Below are 14,274 nucleotides of genomic sequence, written 5' to 3'. Positions count from 1 at the left end.
GTCGCCACAGTGCCGCATGACGCACGGCCACCGCGCATGCGCGCCCGTCCTCCTACGCCGCCAGAAGGCTCTTCATGACGTCATCCACCACGGCGCAGCCCTCCGGGGCGCAGGCCGCTCCCGGACAGCCGGCTCACGGGCTGACCATGGACCGCCTGTCGTTCATCCTGTTCGGGCACGCGGCCTTCCAGTACCTGAACGCGGCCTGCGAACTCGGCCTGATCGAACTGCTCCTCGCACAAGGCCCGCTGACGGAGGCGGAGATCCGCGGCCACCTGGAGCTCAAGGAGCGGGCCGGGGCCATTCTGCTGCTGGGGTGCACCTCCCTCGGTCTGACGGTCAAGGAAGGGTCGCGCTACCGGGTCGCCGACCTCATCGTCGCACTCGAGAAGGACGGGACCTGGCCCAAGATCAAGGACACGGTCGGCTTCGAACAGCACATCGTCTACGAAGGACAGGCGGACTTCGTCGACTCACTGCGGCAGAACACCAACGTGGGCCTACGGCGCATTCCGGGTGACGACCCCGATCTGTACCACCGCTTCGCCGGCCACCCGCGCCTCGAAGAGGTCTTCTACCGCTACATGCGCTCCTGGTCCGAACTGGCCAACGAACACCTCGTGCGCAAGCTCGACCTCACCGGTGCGAAGCGTCTGCTCGACTGCGGCGGTGGCGACGCCGTCAACGCGATCGCCCTGGCCCGGCACAATCCCGGCCTCGACGTCACCGTGCTGGAGATCCCCGCGTCCGCCAAGGTGACCGAGGCGCGGATCGCCGAGGCGGGCCTGGCCTCCCGGGTCTCGGTACACCCGTGCGACATGTTCGCCGACCCGTTCCCGGCGGCCATGGACTGTGTGCTCTTCGCACACCAACTGGTCATCTGGACCCCCGAGGAGAACACGGCCCTCTTGCGGAAGGCCCACGAGGTCCTGCGGCCCGGTGGCCGTGCCGTCGTCTTCAACTCGATGTCCCACGACGAGGGGGACGGACCGCTGATCGCCGCCCTCGACAGCGTCTACTTCGCGTCCCTGCCCGCCGAGGGCGGGATGATCTATCCCTGGCGCGTGCACGAACAGTGCCTGCGCGAAGCGGGGTTCGACGCCGTCGAGCGGATGACGGTGCCCGGCTGGACTCCGCACGGCATCATCGTGGCGACCAAAGAGGCTCCATGAGCCCCACTCGGGCGGCCGCCGCACCGGCCGGGATCGGCCCAGTGGCCGCCTTCCTCAGACTGGCCCGGGTCAAGTTCCTGTTCCAGAGCATGATGGTGACCGGCTTCGGAGTCACCCTGGCCGTCCACGCGACGGGCGAGTTCTCCCTCTCGGCGTATCTGCTCACTCTCGGGTTCGCCTGGTCGACCCACCTGATGACGCACTTCTGCAACGAGTACTTCGACCTCGACGCGGACCGGGCCAACCCGTCCCCCACGTCCTGGACCGGCGGCAGCCGGACCCTGGTCGACGGACTCCTCCAGCCCGGTGTCAGCCTCTCCGCCGCCTTCGTCGCCCTGTTCACCGGCACCGCGCTGACGGCCGCGATGCCGAGCGGATCCGCGAGATTCCTGGCCGTCACGCTGATGGCACTGGCCTGGTTCTACACGGCTCCTCCCTTGCGGCTGAACTACCACGCGTTCGGCGAAGTGACCTGCGCGGCCGTGCTCTACGGCATGGGCCCGCTGCTGGCCGCCCTGCTGCAGGCCGGCCGGTTCAGCCCACTGCTGCTGTGGTGCACAGCCGTCGTCTGCCTTCTGCAGGTGCTGCGCTGCCTGATCATGAACCTGGCCGACATCGAAGGCGACCGACTTGTCGGCAAGCACACCCTCGCCGCCGCCCTCGGCCCGGTGCGCGTGGTCAAGGCGTACGGGGCCGGGCAAGCGGGCCTCTACACCGGCGTGCTGGCGCTGACCGCCACCGGTCGGCTGCCGCTGATCGTGGCGGCGGCCCAGTTCGTGTGCGCTCCGGCCGGCATCCATGCTTTCCGGGGACTGCGACGCGGAGCGCTGGCGGAGCCGTACAGCGCGGACCGCGTCACCTTCTGGGCCTCCATGCAGCTTCCGCTCACCACCTGCGCGACCACGACGGCGCTGCTCGTCGACCTCGCCGTGCGCGGCACACCGGCACCCGCGCTGTGGGTCGTCATCGCGGTGGGCACCTCCGCGTTGTTCGTGGGGTGGCTGGTCCGGACGGCTGTGGCCGCGCACCGGCGGCGGCCCGGGCCCGGACTCGCCACTCCGGCTCCGCGCCCCGTCGAGGACCGGGCACCTCAGCCATGAGCGGTCCGGTACACGCGCCAGAGGCCGGCACACAGATCTGCGGGACGGCGGCGGCACTCCAAACCCTCGGTGTCCAAGCCCCCGGTGCCGTGCCCATGTCCCGCTGCCGGCGGGAGCTATGCACCGCGGCGGCGGAGCACACCGCCCTGCGGGAGACCTGAGGGTGCCCGCCACATGGTGGCACCGCACGGGCGCGACCCCGCCCTGGGGAGACGCACTTCGGTCCCACGGTGCCCGGATGGAGGGGTATCTGTGGCGGTTCACGGACATCGAGCGGCGCCGGGTCCTCGTGGTCGCGTGCTCGGTCAACCATCACCGGAGCCGTACGTGGGGAAGCGTGACGGTCGCGGCGAGCCCGCTCTCCCTCGTCCGATCGACCACTCAGGATGGGGCCTGGGCGGCCTCCGGCTGTCACGCGGTGCGCGTTCCGCCCGTGCTCGACTTCGCCCGCGACACGCTGTGCGTCCGTTTCGCGGACGTGTGCCTGGAGGCGACCGTCGTGCCCGCGCCGGCGCGGCGGACCCTCCTTCCGGCCGCGGGCGTCTTCTCGCTGCTGCCGGGGCTCAACCACTACTGGCACCCTCACCTCTTCGACGCGCGGGTCGAGGGGACGGTACGGCTGGGTGAGCACTGCTGGGACCTCTCGGCGTGCGAGGTGTACGCGGAGAAGTCCTGGGGGCGTGGCTTTCCTCCCCAGTGGTGGTGGGGGCAGGCCCAGGGTTTCGAGGGCGGCGGAATCGGTGTCGCGTTCGCAGGCGGCCTGCTCGGGCGGGGCCCGGTCACCGTGCCGGTCAGCGGCATGGTGATCAGCATGGGCGGCCGGCGTGTCCACCTGTTCCCCCCCGCGGCGATCGTGCGGGGCCGTCACCGGGCCGGCCAGTGGCGGCTCACCGCCACCGGCCCGCGCATCCGGGCGGAGCTCACCGGTGAGGCGGCGGGCAGCCCCGTTCTGCGGCTGCCCCTGCCCTCTCTCACCCCGCACCGTCTCGGCCACTCCACCCACCATCCGGTGGGCACCGTCCACCTCCGTGTCCTGCGCGGCGGCCGTCCGGTGTACTCGGGTTCCTCGGCACTCGCCGCTCTGGAGACGGGGGTGGCTCCGGCCCTCTGACCCGCTGCGGACAGCCCCCGGCGGGACTCTCCAAGGGGTTCAGGCCTGTGCGTCCTCCGGGATCGACACCAGCCAGCGGGTGTCGCGGCGCGGGCGCAGGTACAGGGCCCAGTACAGCGTGGCGACCGCCGTGATGCCGCCCGTCCACAGCAGGTAGTCGACCTCCTGCTGGCTGAGGACGTACGCGAGGACCGCGATCAGCAGGAGCGGCAGCGCGGGCCACAGCGGCATCCGCCACGCCGGTGTGTGCCGGTGCGAGCCGCGCCGGGCGAGCAGGGCGGCGACGGCCACCAGCAGGTACATGCCGGTCACCGAGACGCCGGTGACGCCGTAGAGGGTGTCCAGGTTGACGAAGCAGAGGAGCGCGCCCGGGACACCGACGACCAGGGTGGCGACCCACGGGGAGCCGAACCGGCCGAGCTTGGACAGGGCGTTGTTGACCGGCCCGGGCCAAGCCTTGTCGCGGGCCGAGGCGAACAGCACGCGGGAGTTCTGGATGACCATGACGATGCCCGCGTTGATGATGGCGAGCGCCACGCACAGGCTCACGAAGGTGCCGACGGCCGAGTTGGACCAGGCGGTCACCATGCTGCTGATGTCGCCGCTCGTGAGCGCCTTCAGGTCGGAGGCGCCCATGGTGATGGCCACGACCGGCACCAGGATGACCACAGTGGAGATGGCGAGGGTGGCGAGGACCGTGCGGGCGACGTTGCGGCGCGGGTTCTCCAACTCCTCGGAGAGGTAGACGGCGGTCGAGAAGCCCTGGGTGACGAAGAGGGCGATGGCGAGCCCGGAGACCACCAGCATGGCCGTCACGGTGTCCGTGTGGCCCTGTGAGCCGGCCACCTGCATCGAGACCAGGCTGCCCAGACCTCGCTGGCTGTGGGTGAAGCCCAGGACCGCGACGACGCCCGCGGCCACCACTTCCAGGACCAGGAAGATACCGGTGATCCAGGCGTTGGCGCGGAGGTCCAGCAGACCGGCCAGGGTGGCGAGCAGCATGACTCCCGCGCCCGTCATCGCCGGGTCCAGGTGGACGACCGGTGCGAGGTAGTCCGCCGTGCCGATCGCGATCACCGGCGGAACGATCATGACGACCAGCAGGGACAGCACGAAGACCAGCCAGCCGGCCAGCCGTCCGGCCAGCGTCGAGACCATCGCGTACTCGCCGCCCGCGCTGGGGATGAGGGTGCCCAGCTCCGCGTAGCAGAACGCCACGGCGATACAGAGGAGGGAGCCGATCGCGATCGTCACGGCGGTCGCGGTGCCCAGCGAGCCGAACAGGTCGGGTACGACCACGAAGAGCGTGGAGGCGGGCGTCACGCAGGACAGCGTGAGCAGGGTTCCGCCGACGACGCCGATGGAGCGCTTGAGCGTCTTGGGACTGCTCTCCGGTGCCGGGGCTACGGAGGTCTCGACAGGGCGGAGCGTATCGGTCATGCGGCGGGTTCCGATCGACTCGTGCGGCGGTGGTTCGGGCGGGAGCGCTATCGCCTCCGGAGGCTGGGTCGTCCTGCTGCTCGTCCTCTCCCGGTGGGCTGCATGGAACCCCGACGAAAACCGCTGCGTCAATGGCCGTTTACCTTCGGATTCCGTACTTGTAAAGCGACCTACGTCACGTTGCTTTCCCAGGACGTGGCGCCATTCTTTCTCATTACCCAAGACTTTGAGTCATTGGACCTTGTTTTCAAAGGTGGATCGCGGGCTGAGCCTTCATCACCCGTTTGATGACACCCGCACGGGAACCGCAGCGAACGCGTTAAAAAAATGTCAGGCCGTCCGGTATCCGGACGGCCTGACAGGGCTTACGACGGTGCGTCAGTGGTTGCGCGGGAACCCGAGGTCGACGCCCGCGGGGGCCTCCGACGGGTCGGGCCAGCGGGAGGTGACCACCTTGCCGCGGGTGTAGAAGTGCGTGCCGTCGTTGCCGTAGATGTGGTGGTCTCCGAAGAGCGAGTCCTTCCAGCCGCCGAAGGAGTGGTAGCCCACCGGGACCGGAATCGGCACGTTGACGCCGACCATGCCCGCCTCGACCTCGAGCTGGTAGCGGCGGGCCGCGCCGCCGTCCCGGGTGAAGATGGCGGTGCCGTTGCCGAACGGCGAGGCGTTGATGAGCTCGACGCCCTCCTCGTAGGTGTCGGCGCGCAGCACGCACAGCACCGGGCCGAAGATCTCGTCCTGGTAGGCCTTCGCTGTGGTCGGCACCTTGTCCAGCAGCGAGATGCCGATCCAGTGGCCGTTCTCGTAGCCGTCGACGGTGTAGCCGGTGCCGTCCAGGACGACCTCGGCGCCCTCCGCCGCCGCGCCCGCCACGTATGACGCCACCTTGTCGCGGTGCACCTTGGTGATCAGCGGGCCCATCTCGGAGGTCGGGTCGTTGCCCGGACCGATCTTGATCTTCTCGGCGCGCTCGCGGATCTTCTCCACCAGCTCGTCGCCGATGGCGCCGACGGCCACCACCGCGGAGATCGCCATGCAGCGCTCTCCCGCCGAGCCGTACGCCGCCGAGACCGCCGCGTCGGCCGCCGCGTCCAGGTCGGCGTCCGGCAGGACCAGCATGTGGTTCTTGGCGCCGCCCAGGGCCTGGACACGCTTGCCGTTCGTGGAGGCCGTGGTGTGGATGTAGCGGGCGATCGGGGTCGAACCCACGAAGGACACCGCCTTGACGTCCGGGTGCTCCAGCAGTCGGTCGACGGCCACCTTGTCCCCGTGGACGACGTTGAAGACGCCGTCCGGCAGTCCGGCCTCCGCCAGCAGTTCGGCGAGGCGGACGGACGCCGACGGGTCCTTCTCGGAGGGCTTCAGCACGAACGTGTTGCCGCACGCGATGGCGATCGGGAACATCCACATCGGGACCATCGCCGGGAAGTTGAACGGCGTGATGCCCGCGACGACGCCCAGCGGCTGCCGGATCGAGGCCACGTCCACGCGGCTGGCGACCTGCGTGGACAGCTCACCCTTCAGCTGCACGCTGATACCGCACGCCAGGTCGACGATCTCCAGGCCGCGGGCGACCTCGCCGAGCGCGTCGCTGTGCACCTTGCCGTGCTCGGCGGTGATCAGCTCGGCGATCTCGTCGCGGTGCGCGTCCAGCAGCGCCCGGAACTTGAAGAGGATGGACGTGCGCTGCGCCAGCGAGGACTGGCCCCACGTCCGGTAGGCGTCCTTGGCCGCCGCTACGGCCGCGTCCACCTCGTCGACGGACGCGAAGGCGACCTTCGTGGTGACGGCGCCGGTCGCCGGGTCCGTCACCGGACCGTACGTGCCCGACGCGCCTTCGACGGTCTTGCCGCCGATCCAGTGATTGACGATCTTCGTCATGCCCAGGAACTCCTTCACAGATGGCGGCGTCGGGTCGAGACGTGCCGGTCGTACTCCTCGCGCGCCTTGACCGCCGACGGCCTTGTCGCGGTCTCGGCCACAGGTACATCCCACCAGGCCTGTGCCGGGGGCGCGCCCGACACAGTGTCTGAGGTTTCGCTCTCCACGTAGACACATGTGGGGGTGTCCGCGTCGCGCGCCTCGGCGAGGGCGGCGCGCAGGCCCTGCACGGTCTTCGCACGCAACACGCGCATGCCCAGGCTCGCCGCGTTGGCGGCGAGGTCCACCGGCAGCGGCGCCCCCGTGTAGGTGCCGTCCTGCGACCGGAAGCGGTAGGCGGTGCCGAAGCGCTCGCCGCCCACCGACTCCGACAGGCCGCCGATGGAGGCGTAGCCGTGGTTCTGCACGAGCAGGACCTTGATCGCCACGCCTTCCTGCACGGCCGTGACCAGTTCCGTCGGCATCATCAGATACGTGCCGTCGCCGACCAGCGCCCACACGGGCCGGTCCGCGGCGGCCATCTTCACGCCGATGGCCGCCGGGATCTCGTAGCCCATGCACGAGTAGCCGTACTCGAGGTGGTACTGGTCACGGGAGCGGGACCGCCACAGCTTGTGCAGGTCGCCAGGGAGCGAGCCGGCCGCGTTGACGATGATGTCCGACTCGTCGACGACGGCGTCGAGTGCGCCGATGATCTGCGGCTGAGTCGGCCGGACGTCGGGTTCGTCGGCCTCGAAGCAGGCCTCGACCCGGTGCTCCCAGCGCTGCTTGTCCTCCGTGTACTCGGCGACGTACGCCGCGTCCACTCGGTGGTCGTGCAGCTCCAGCGCCTCGGTCAGTTCCTCGAGACCGCTGCGCGCGTCCGCGACCAGTGGCCGGCCGGAGAGCTTGTGGCTGTCGAACGGGGCGATGTTGAGGTTGAGGAAGCGGACGCCGTCGCCGCTGAACAGGGTTCCGGAGGCCGTGGTGAAGTCGGTGAAGCGGGTGCCGATGCCGATCACCAGGTCGGCGGTGCGGGCCAGTTCGTCGGCGGTCGCCGTCCCGGTGTGCCCGACGCCGCCCACGTCCTGCGGGTGGTCCCAGCGCAGCGATCCCTTGCCGGCCTGCGTGGACGCCACCGGGATGAGGGTCGCCGAGGCGAACTCGGCGAGGGCGTCCTCGGCACGGCTGTGGTGGACGCCGCCGCCGGCCACCACGAGCGGGCGCCGGGCGGAGCGGATCACCTGGACGGCCTCGGCGAGTTCGACGGGGTCGGCGGCCGGCCGGCGCACCGTCCACGTCCGCTCGGCGAAGAATTCCTCGGGCCAGTCGTAACCCTCGGCCTGCACGTCCTGCGGCAGCGCGAGCGTGACCGCGCCGGTGTCGACCGGGTCGGCGAGGACGCGCATGGCCCCGAGTGCGGCCGGTATCAGCGCTTCGGGGCGGGTGATCCGGTCGAAGTACTTCGAGACCGGGCGCAGGCAGTCGTTGACGGACACGTCCCCGGCGTGCGGGACCTCGAGTTGCTGGAGCACAGGGTCGGCCGGACGGGTGGCGAAGACGTCGCCGGGGAGCAGCAGGACCGGGAGGTGGTTGATCGTGGCGAGGGCGGCGCCGGTGACCAGGTTGGTGGCGCCGGGCCCGATGGACGTCGTGACGGCGTGTGCGGACAGCCGGTTCGACTGGCGGGCGTAGCCTACCGCCGCATGCACCATGGACTGCTCGTTACGGCCCTGGTGGTAGGGCATGACATCGCCGTACTCGAGCAGCGCCTGCCCGAGGCCCGCGACGTTGCCGTGGCCGAAGATGCCCCATGTCGCGCCGATCAGCCGGCGGCGCACGCCGTCGCGCTCGGTGTACTGGGCGGCCAGGAAGCGTACGAGCGCCTGCGCGACCGTGAGCCTCGTCGTCGAGGTCATCGGTATCCCTCCGTATGGTCCGGGTGGAAGCAGATCCGCCACTGGCGCTCCTCACCCGGCCCGGCCATGACGTTCAGGTAGTACATGGTGTGTCCGGGCTGGGCGATGGAAGGGCCGTGCCAGCCGTCGGGGACGAGCACGGCGTCGCCGCTGCGGACCTCGGCGAGGACGTCGGATCCGCCCTCACGGGAGGGGAATACGCGCTGGTACCCGAAACCGTTCGGGCCCTCGATCTCGAAGTAGTAGATCTCCTCCAGCTCCGTCTCCTCGCCCGGCCGCGTCTCGTCGTGCTTGTGGGGCGGGTACGAGGACCAGTTGCCGCCGGGCGTGATCACCTCGACGGCGATGAGCTTGTCGCACTCGAAGGCGTCGGCCGAGGCGAAGTTGCGCACCCGGCGGGCGCAGGTGCCACTGCCGCGCTCTTCGACGGGGACCTCCGGCGCGGGGCCGTAGCGGGCGGGGAGTCGGCGCTCGCACTTCGCTCCTGCCAGGGCGAAGCGGCCTCCCGCGCCGGAGGCGATCTGGACCCGGGCGTCCCGGGGCACGTACGCGAAGTCGGAAGCTCCCGCGAATACGTCGTCCCTGCCTAGGAGTTCGAACCTTTTATCCTCAATGTGCACGTTACAGGCGCCCTCGAGGGGAAGTACGATCCACTCGCTGTCACCGGTGGTGAACATGTGCGAACCGCCGGGCGCGAGTTCCACGATCCGAAGGCTGCTGTGACTCCAGCCGGCCCGCTTGGGGTCGATGTCGAGGGCGTACTGCGCGTTCGCGGTGGCACCCCTCGGGACGTACAGCTCGTTGCTCATGCGGCCCTCACAGAAGTCCTACGGCGGTGTCCACGGCCGCGATGACGTCGCCGTCCGCCGGGTACAGCAGCGAACGGCCCACCACCAGGCCCTTGACAGTGGGCAGTTGGAGGGCTCCGCGCCACTTCTCGTACGCGCCCTCCTGGTCCTCTCCGACGTCACCGCCGAGCAGCACGGCGGGCAACGTGGAGGTCTCCATGACCCGGGCCATGTCGTCCGGGTTCTCCGTGACGGGGACCTTCAGCCAGGTGTACGCCGAACTCCCGCCCAGACCACTGGCGATGGCGATGGACCTGGTCACGGCGTCCGCGCTCAGGTCGTTGCGGAGCGCGCCCCCGGCGATGCGGCGGCTGATGAACGGCTCGACGAAGACGGGCAGTCGGCGCTCGGCCATCTCGTTGATGACACGCGCGGCGGACTCCAGGGTGTTGAGCGATCCCGGGTCGTCGTAGTCGATGCGAAGCAGCAGTTTTCCCGCGTCGAAGCCGAGCCGCTCGATGTCCTGCGGGCGGTGGCCGGTGAACCGGTCGTCCAGTTCGAAGGAGGCGCCCTGAAGGCCGCCGCGGTTCATCGACCCCATGACGACCTTGCCGTCCAGGGCGCCGAGCAGCAGCAGGTCGTCCAGGATGTCGGCGGTGCCGAGCACCCCGTCGACACCGGGACGGGACAGTGCCAGGCACAGCCGCTCCAGCAGGTCGGCGCGGCTCGCCATCGCCATCCTGCGGTCGCCGACACCGAGGGCGCCGCGGGCGGGGTGGTCGGCGGCGACGATCATCAGCCGGCCGGCGTCGTCGATCAGGGGGCGGCGGGCCCGGCGAGCGGCCGCCTCGGCGATCGCCTCGGGACGATGGGCACGGAGGAGGACGAGATCGGCGATGTCCACGCGCGCGGCGGGAGTCTGCTCGTGTGCCACGCGCGCGCTGGGGGCCCTTCTCTGTGCCGTGCTCGCGGTCGCGTTCTTCTCTTCATGCATGCGCGCGGCAGCGGCCTCCTGGTTCTCCACACGTGCGCGCACGACCGCGGGGCCCGTCCGGTGGACGGTGCCGGCTCCGTCGGGTCGTGCGTCCCCGCCGCGCCCGGCCGTCATCGCACCGCTCCCGCCGTGACCGCGTCCTCGATCTCCTCGGCCGAGGGCATGGCGGACGAGCACTCGAGACGGGAGGCGACGATGGCGCCTGCGGCGTTCGCGTGCCGCATGATCTGCTCCAGCGGCCGGCCGGCGAGCAGCCCGTGGCAGAGGGACCCGCCGAAGGCGTCACCGGCGCCCAGGCCGTTGAGGACCTTGACCGGGAGCGGGGGGACCTCCGCCGACTCGCCCGTGCCGGCGACGGCCAGGACGCCCTTGGGGCCCTGCTTCACGACCGCGAGTTCCACGCCGGCGTCCAGCAGCGCGCGGGCGGCGGTGTGCGGGTCCCGCTCGCCGGTGGCGATCTCCACCTCGTCGAGGTTGCCCACGGCGACGGTGGTGTGGCGAAGGGCCTCGGTGTAGAACGGGCGCGCGGCTGCCGGGTCCTGCCAGAACATGGGCCGCCAGTCGAGGTCGAAGACCGTGATCCCGGCCTTGGCTCGATGGGCGAGCGCGGCCAGGGTGGCGGTGCGGCTGGGTTCCTCGCTCAGGCCCGTGCCCGTCATCCAGAAGACGCGCGCGGCGCGGATCGCGTCCAGGTCCAGTTCGTGCGCGTCGATCTCCAGGTCCGGAGCCTTGGGCTGCCGGTAGAAGTAGAGCGGGAAGTCGTCCGGCGGGAACACCTCGCAGAACGTCACCGGAGTCGGCAGTCCCGCGACCGGCGTGACCCAGCGGTCGTCCACGCCGAAACCGCGCAGCGCCTCGTGGAGGTAGGTGCCGAAGGGGTCGTCGCCCGTGCGTGTGATCACGGCCGTGCGTCGTCCGAGGCGTGCGGCGCCGACCGCGACGTTCGTCGCCGAACCGCCGAGGAACTTCCCGAAGGACGTCACCTGCGGCAACGGCACGCCCGTCTGCAGCGGATAGAGGTCCACGCCGATCCGGCCCATGGTGATCAGGTCGTACGGCTCGCCGGGGCCGGGCGGGCCGCCGGGCCCTTCGGCGGAGTGCGGCGCGGGCTCCTTGAACTCCTCCATCGAGTTCCCTTCGCATCGGCTGCCCCCAGGTCTAGCCGCGCTGAGGGAGCCGTGTCAATGTTTTGTCCAGACATTCGGACGACAGCTTGACATGGCTTCGGAGGGATCGGAAGCTGACGCCCATGACGTCGTTGTGGCCTCAAGGCCCACTCTCCCGCATCCGCATCGGATCGGCCCCCGACTCCTGGGGCGTCTGGTTCCCGGACGACCCCCGGCAGGTGCCTTGGCGGCGTTTTCTCGACGAGGTCGCCCAGTCCGGGTACGAGTGGATCGAACTGGGCCCGTACGGCTACCTGCCCACCGATCCCGCGGTGCTCGCCGAGGAGACCGGGCAGCGCGGCCTCAGGGTCTCCGCGGGCACGGTCTTCACCGGACTGCACCGCGGGCCTCAGGTGTGGGACTCCACCTGGGCGCACGTCTCGGAGATCGCCGCGCTGACCCAGGCCATGGGCGCCTCGCACCTCGTGGTCATCCCGGCGTTCTGGCGGGACGACAAGACGGGCGAGGTGCTGGAGCCGGGCACGCTGACCGCCGAGCAGTGGCGGCACCTGACCACGCAGACGGAGCGGCTTGGACGCGAGGTGCGCGAGAGGTACGGACTGGAGATCGTCGTCCATCCGCACGCCGACACGCACATCGACAGCGAGGAGAACGTCACCCGGTTCCTCGACGCCACGGACTCCTCGGTCGTCTCGCTGTGCCTGGACACCGGGCACTACGCGTACTGCGGCGGCGACAGCGTCAAGCTGATCGAGACCTATGGGGAGCGCGTCGGGTACCTCCACCTCAAGCAGGTCGACCCGGAGATCCTGGCCCGGGTCCGGACGGACGAGATCCCGTTCGGACCCGCGGTGGCGCTGGGCGTGATGTGCGAACCGCCCTCCGGCGTCCCCGCGTTGGAGCCGGTGCTGGCGGCCGCGCAGAAACTCGACGTCGACCTGTTCGCGATCGTGGAGCAGGACATGTACCCGTGCGACGCGGACAAGCCGCTGCCGATCGCACAGCGGACCCGGGCGTTCCTGAGGTCCTGCGGGGCGTAGGCGCCACGAAGACCCGCGGACGAGGACCGACGGGCACAGGGCGGCAGACGGGGGTTCCGGCCTCCTCCGATGGCGTGCACCATGGTGGGTCCCGGTGTCTGCTGGGGGAGGGCCGATGGAACGTGCGATGGCGTCGCGGGGCGGACACGGGCCCGGCGGTGACTGGGACACCGTGGTGGCGCCGCCCCATCCGCGGCTGCGCCCGGGCGTGATCGCCTACCGCGGGCTCCGGCTGGCGCTGAACGGTCCGCGCAGCCGTCTGGAGGCCCCGATCGGCGCGGCGACGCTTCTGCTGGGCTTCGAGGGTCCCGTACGCATCTCCCGCGCCGGGGCGCCCACGACGAGCCTGGTGTCGGTCTACTCCGGGCCGACCACCACCCCGGCCGTCGGCGATCACGGGGGGCGGATCGCCGGCATCGAGGTTCTGCTCGCGCCGTGGGCCGCGTTCACGCTGATCGGCACGCCGCAGCATGAGCTGACCAACCGGGCGGTGGACCCGGACGCGTTGCCCCATGCGCTCGCCCGCGGCCGGCCGCCGGGTACGTTGCGACGGGCGAGCGTGGGTGAACTCGCCGCCGCGCTGGCCACGTTGCCCGGCTGGACGGAACGCTTCGACCTGCTCGACGACGTGCTCACCCGCTGGTTCCGGACGGGGCCGCCGAGTTCGGCCAGGGTGGTGCGCGCCTGGTCGGTGCTGCGGCGCAGCGGGGGCGCCGTCCCCGTACCGCGGCTCGCGGACGAGGTCGGCTGGAGCGTACGGCAGTTGGAGAACCGGTTCCGCGAGCAGATCGGGCTCGCCCCCAAAGTCGCCGCACGTGTACTGCGGATGCAACGCGCGAGACGTCTGCTCGCGTCCGGCAGGTCGGCCGCCGAGACCGCGGCGATCTGCGGGTTCTACGACCAGGCGCATCTCAGCGGGGAGTTCCGGGCGCTGACCGGCTGCACGCCGCGAGAGTTCGCGGCGGCGCGCGGGGCGATCGTGGCGGGTCCGGCCGGGTTGCCCGGGCCGGACCGGATCAGCGGTGAAGCGACCAGTCTTGTGCTCCCGCCGAACCGGAGTGCGCTTTTTTCCAAGACCGGAAGGATCATCTGACGGCAGGCTGGGCGCGCCGGCCGTCGCTTCGGGGGACGCGCGGACCGGCGGGCCGGGCCCGGCGCAGCGGGTCCGGCCCTCTTGCTTGGGCGGGCCCGCTCCAGGTGGGCCGACCTGTTCTCGATGGGCGCGGTCCCGGTCGTCGGCCGCGGGCCGGGGCCGTGGAGCGTGGGCCACATGCGCCGGAGACGTAAACCACGGTGATGTGGGACATCACCCCATCGGAGGCGCAACCACGGCGTCCACCTCGCAGTTGACTCAACGTCGGGCATTCCGCCCCGGCTGTTGTGACGATTCCCAAGGAGTACCTCTCCATGTCGCGTATCGCGAAGGGCCTGGCCCTGACTTCCGTTGCTGCTGCGGCCGTGGCCGGCACCGCCGGCATCGCCGCCGCCGACAGCGGCGCAAGCGGCGCCGCCGACAGCTCCCCGGGCGTCCTGTCGGGCAACGTCCTGCAGGTCCCCGTGCACATTCCGGTCAACGTGTGCGGGAACACGGTCGACGTGGTCGGCCTGCTGAACCCTGCGTTCGGCAACAGCTGCGTCAACGGCTGACGCCTCAGCGGACCCTTCTACCGGCCGTCCCCCCTCCGGGGGACGGCCGGTTGGCGTTGTGCGCCCGTCCGGGCGT

The 14,274-nt window shown here is 70.9% G+C and carries 13 protein-coding genes; 7 read left to right on the top strand and 6 right to left on the bottom strand.

Annotated elements, in window-relative coordinates; translation table 11 throughout:
• Positions 1-74 precede the first annotated feature (74 nt).
• The 4 genes from ACWDA7_RS21565 (at position 75) to ACWDA7_RS21550 (ending at position 3,383) form a co-directional block, all read left to right on the top strand.
• A complete protein-coding gene (locus ACWDA7_RS21565; protein ID WP_450605849.1) occupies positions 75-1,172 on the top strand; it encodes a methyltransferase in 1,098 nt (365 codons plus the stop codon).
• The gene (locus tag ACWDA7_RS21560; RefSeq protein ID WP_450605848.1) at positions 1,169-2,272 is read left to right on the top strand and encodes a prenyltransferase; all 1,104 of its coding nucleotides are present in this window, start codon (positions 1,169-1,171) and stop codon (positions 2,270-2,272) included. The genes ACWDA7_RS21565 and ACWDA7_RS21560 overlap by 4 nt, the downstream gene beginning before the upstream one ends.
• Positions 2,269-2,433, top strand: a complete 165-nt coding sequence (locus ACWDA7_RS21555; RefSeq protein ID WP_450605847.1) for a hypothetical protein — start codon at positions 2,269-2,271, stop codon at positions 2,431-2,433. The genes ACWDA7_RS21560 and ACWDA7_RS21555 overlap by 4 nt, the downstream gene beginning before the upstream one ends.
• A 77-nt stretch (positions 2,434-2,510) precedes the next feature.
• Complete coding sequence (locus tag ACWDA7_RS21550) at positions 2,511-3,383, top strand: tocopherol cyclase family protein (protein ID WP_450605846.1); 873 nt, start codon at positions 2,511-2,513, stop codon at positions 3,381-3,383.
• 39 nt (positions 3,384-3,422) lie between these two features.
• Here ACWDA7_RS21550 and ACWDA7_RS21545 read toward each other — a convergent pair whose 3' ends face one another.
• The 6 genes from ACWDA7_RS21545 to iolC all read right to left on the bottom strand — a co-directional run bounded on the left by ACWDA7_RS21545 (position 3,423) and on the right by iolC (position 11,511).
• A complete protein-coding gene (locus ACWDA7_RS21545) occupies positions 3,423-4,823 on the bottom strand; it encodes an APC family permease (protein ID WP_450605845.1) in 1,401 nt (466 codons plus the stop codon).
• Between the two features lie 378 nt (positions 4,824-5,201).
• Positions 5,202-6,704, bottom strand: a complete 1,503-nt coding sequence (gene mmsA, locus ACWDA7_RS21540; RefSeq protein WP_450605844.1) for a CoA-acylating methylmalonate-semialdehyde dehydrogenase — start codon at positions 6,702-6,704, stop codon at positions 5,202-5,204.
• A 14-nt stretch (positions 6,705-6,718) separates the two neighbouring features.
• Positions 6,719-8,602, bottom strand: coding sequence for a 3D-(3,5/4)-trihydroxycyclohexane-1,2-dione acylhydrolase (decyclizing) (iolD, locus tag ACWDA7_RS21535; RefSeq protein WP_450605843.1), 1,884 nt, complete (start codon positions 8,600-8,602; stop codon positions 6,719-6,721).
• Entirely contained in the window at positions 8,599-9,411 is an 813-nt protein-coding gene (gene iolB / locus ACWDA7_RS21530; RefSeq protein ID WP_450605842.1) for a 5-deoxy-glucuronate isomerase, read from the bottom strand. The genes iolD and iolB overlap by 4 nt, the downstream gene beginning before the upstream one ends.
• A gap of 7 nt (positions 9,412-9,418) precedes the next feature.
• A complete protein-coding gene (locus ACWDA7_RS21525; protein WP_450605872.1) occupies positions 9,419-10,294 on the bottom strand; it encodes a Cgl0159 family (beta/alpha)8-fold protein in 876 nt (291 codons plus the stop codon).
• A 200-nt stretch (positions 10,295-10,494) separates the two neighbouring features.
• Complete coding sequence (gene iolC, locus ACWDA7_RS21520; protein WP_450605841.1) at positions 10,495-11,511, bottom strand: 5-dehydro-2-deoxygluconokinase; 1,017 nt, start codon at positions 11,509-11,511, stop codon at positions 10,495-10,497.
• Between the two features lie 122 nt (positions 11,512-11,633).
• Here iolC and ACWDA7_RS21515 point away from each other — a divergent pair, with 122 nt between their 5' ends.
• The 3 genes from ACWDA7_RS21515 (at position 11,634) to chpG (ending at position 14,198) form a co-directional block, all read left to right on the top strand.
• Positions 11,634-12,551, top strand: a complete 918-nt coding sequence (locus tag ACWDA7_RS21515; RefSeq protein WP_450605840.1) for a sugar phosphate isomerase/epimerase family protein — start codon at positions 11,634-11,636, stop codon at positions 12,549-12,551.
• 115 nt (positions 12,552-12,666) lie between these two features.
• The gene (locus tag ACWDA7_RS21510) at positions 12,667-13,644 is read left to right on the top strand and encodes a helix-turn-helix domain-containing protein (RefSeq protein WP_450605839.1); all 978 of its coding nucleotides are present in this window, start codon (positions 12,667-12,669) and stop codon (positions 13,642-13,644) included.
• Between the two features lie 314 nt (positions 13,645-13,958).
• Positions 13,959-14,198, top strand: coding sequence for a chaplin ChpG (gene chpG / locus ACWDA7_RS21505; protein ID WP_359399186.1), 240 nt, complete (start codon positions 13,959-13,961; stop codon positions 14,196-14,198).
• Positions 14,199-14,274 lie beyond the last annotated feature (76 nt).

This window comes from Streptomyces sp. NPDC001156 (genome assembly GCF_053598275.1).
The sequence above is the reverse complement of the archived record's forward strand: the minus strand, read 5'-3'. Positions and strand labels throughout refer to the sequence as shown.

Bases quoted from the DNA above. Each gene is read 5' to 3' on its own strand.
- chpG (WP_359399186.1), top strand. From the start codon at position 13,959: ATGTCGCGTATCGCGAAGGGCCTGGCCCTGACTTCCGTTGCTGCTGCG.
- ACWDA7_RS21510 (WP_450605839.1), top strand. From the start codon at position 12,667: ATGGAACGTGCGATGGCGTCGCGGGGCGGACACGGGCCCGGCGGTGAC.
- ACWDA7_RS21560 (WP_450605848.1), top strand. From the start codon at position 1,169: ATGAGCCCCACTCGGGCGGCCGCCGCACCGGCCGGGATCGGCCCAGTG.
- ACWDA7_RS21550 (WP_450605846.1), top strand. From the start codon at position 2,511: ATGGAGGGGTATCTGTGGCGGTTCACGGACATCGAGCGGCGCCGGGTC.
- iolD (WP_450605843.1), bottom strand. From the start codon at position 8,602: ATGACCTCGACGACGAGGCTCACGGTCGCGCAGGCGCTCGTACGCTTC.
- iolB (WP_450605842.1), bottom strand. From the start codon at position 9,411: ATGAGCAACGAGCTGTACGTCCCGAGGGGTGCCACCGCGAACGCGCAG.
- ACWDA7_RS21565 (WP_450605849.1), top strand. From the start codon at position 75: ATGACGTCATCCACCACGGCGCAGCCCTCCGGGGCGCAGGCCGCTCCC.
- iolC (WP_450605841.1), bottom strand. From the start codon at position 11,511: ATGGAGGAGTTCAAGGAGCCCGCGCCGCACTCCGCCGAAGGGCCCGGC.
- ACWDA7_RS21545 (WP_450605845.1), bottom strand. From the start codon at position 4,823: ATGACCGATACGCTCCGCCCTGTCGAGACCTCCGTAGCCCCGGCACCG.
- mmsA (WP_450605844.1), bottom strand. From the start codon at position 6,704: ATGACGAAGATCGTCAATCACTGGATCGGCGGCAAGACCGTCGAAGGC.
- ACWDA7_RS21515 (WP_450605840.1), top strand. From the start codon at position 11,634: ATGACGTCGTTGTGGCCTCAAGGCCCACTCTCCCGCATCCGCATCGGA.
- ACWDA7_RS21555 (WP_450605847.1), top strand. From the start codon at position 2,269: ATGAGCGGTCCGGTACACGCGCCAGAGGCCGGCACACAGATCTGCGGG.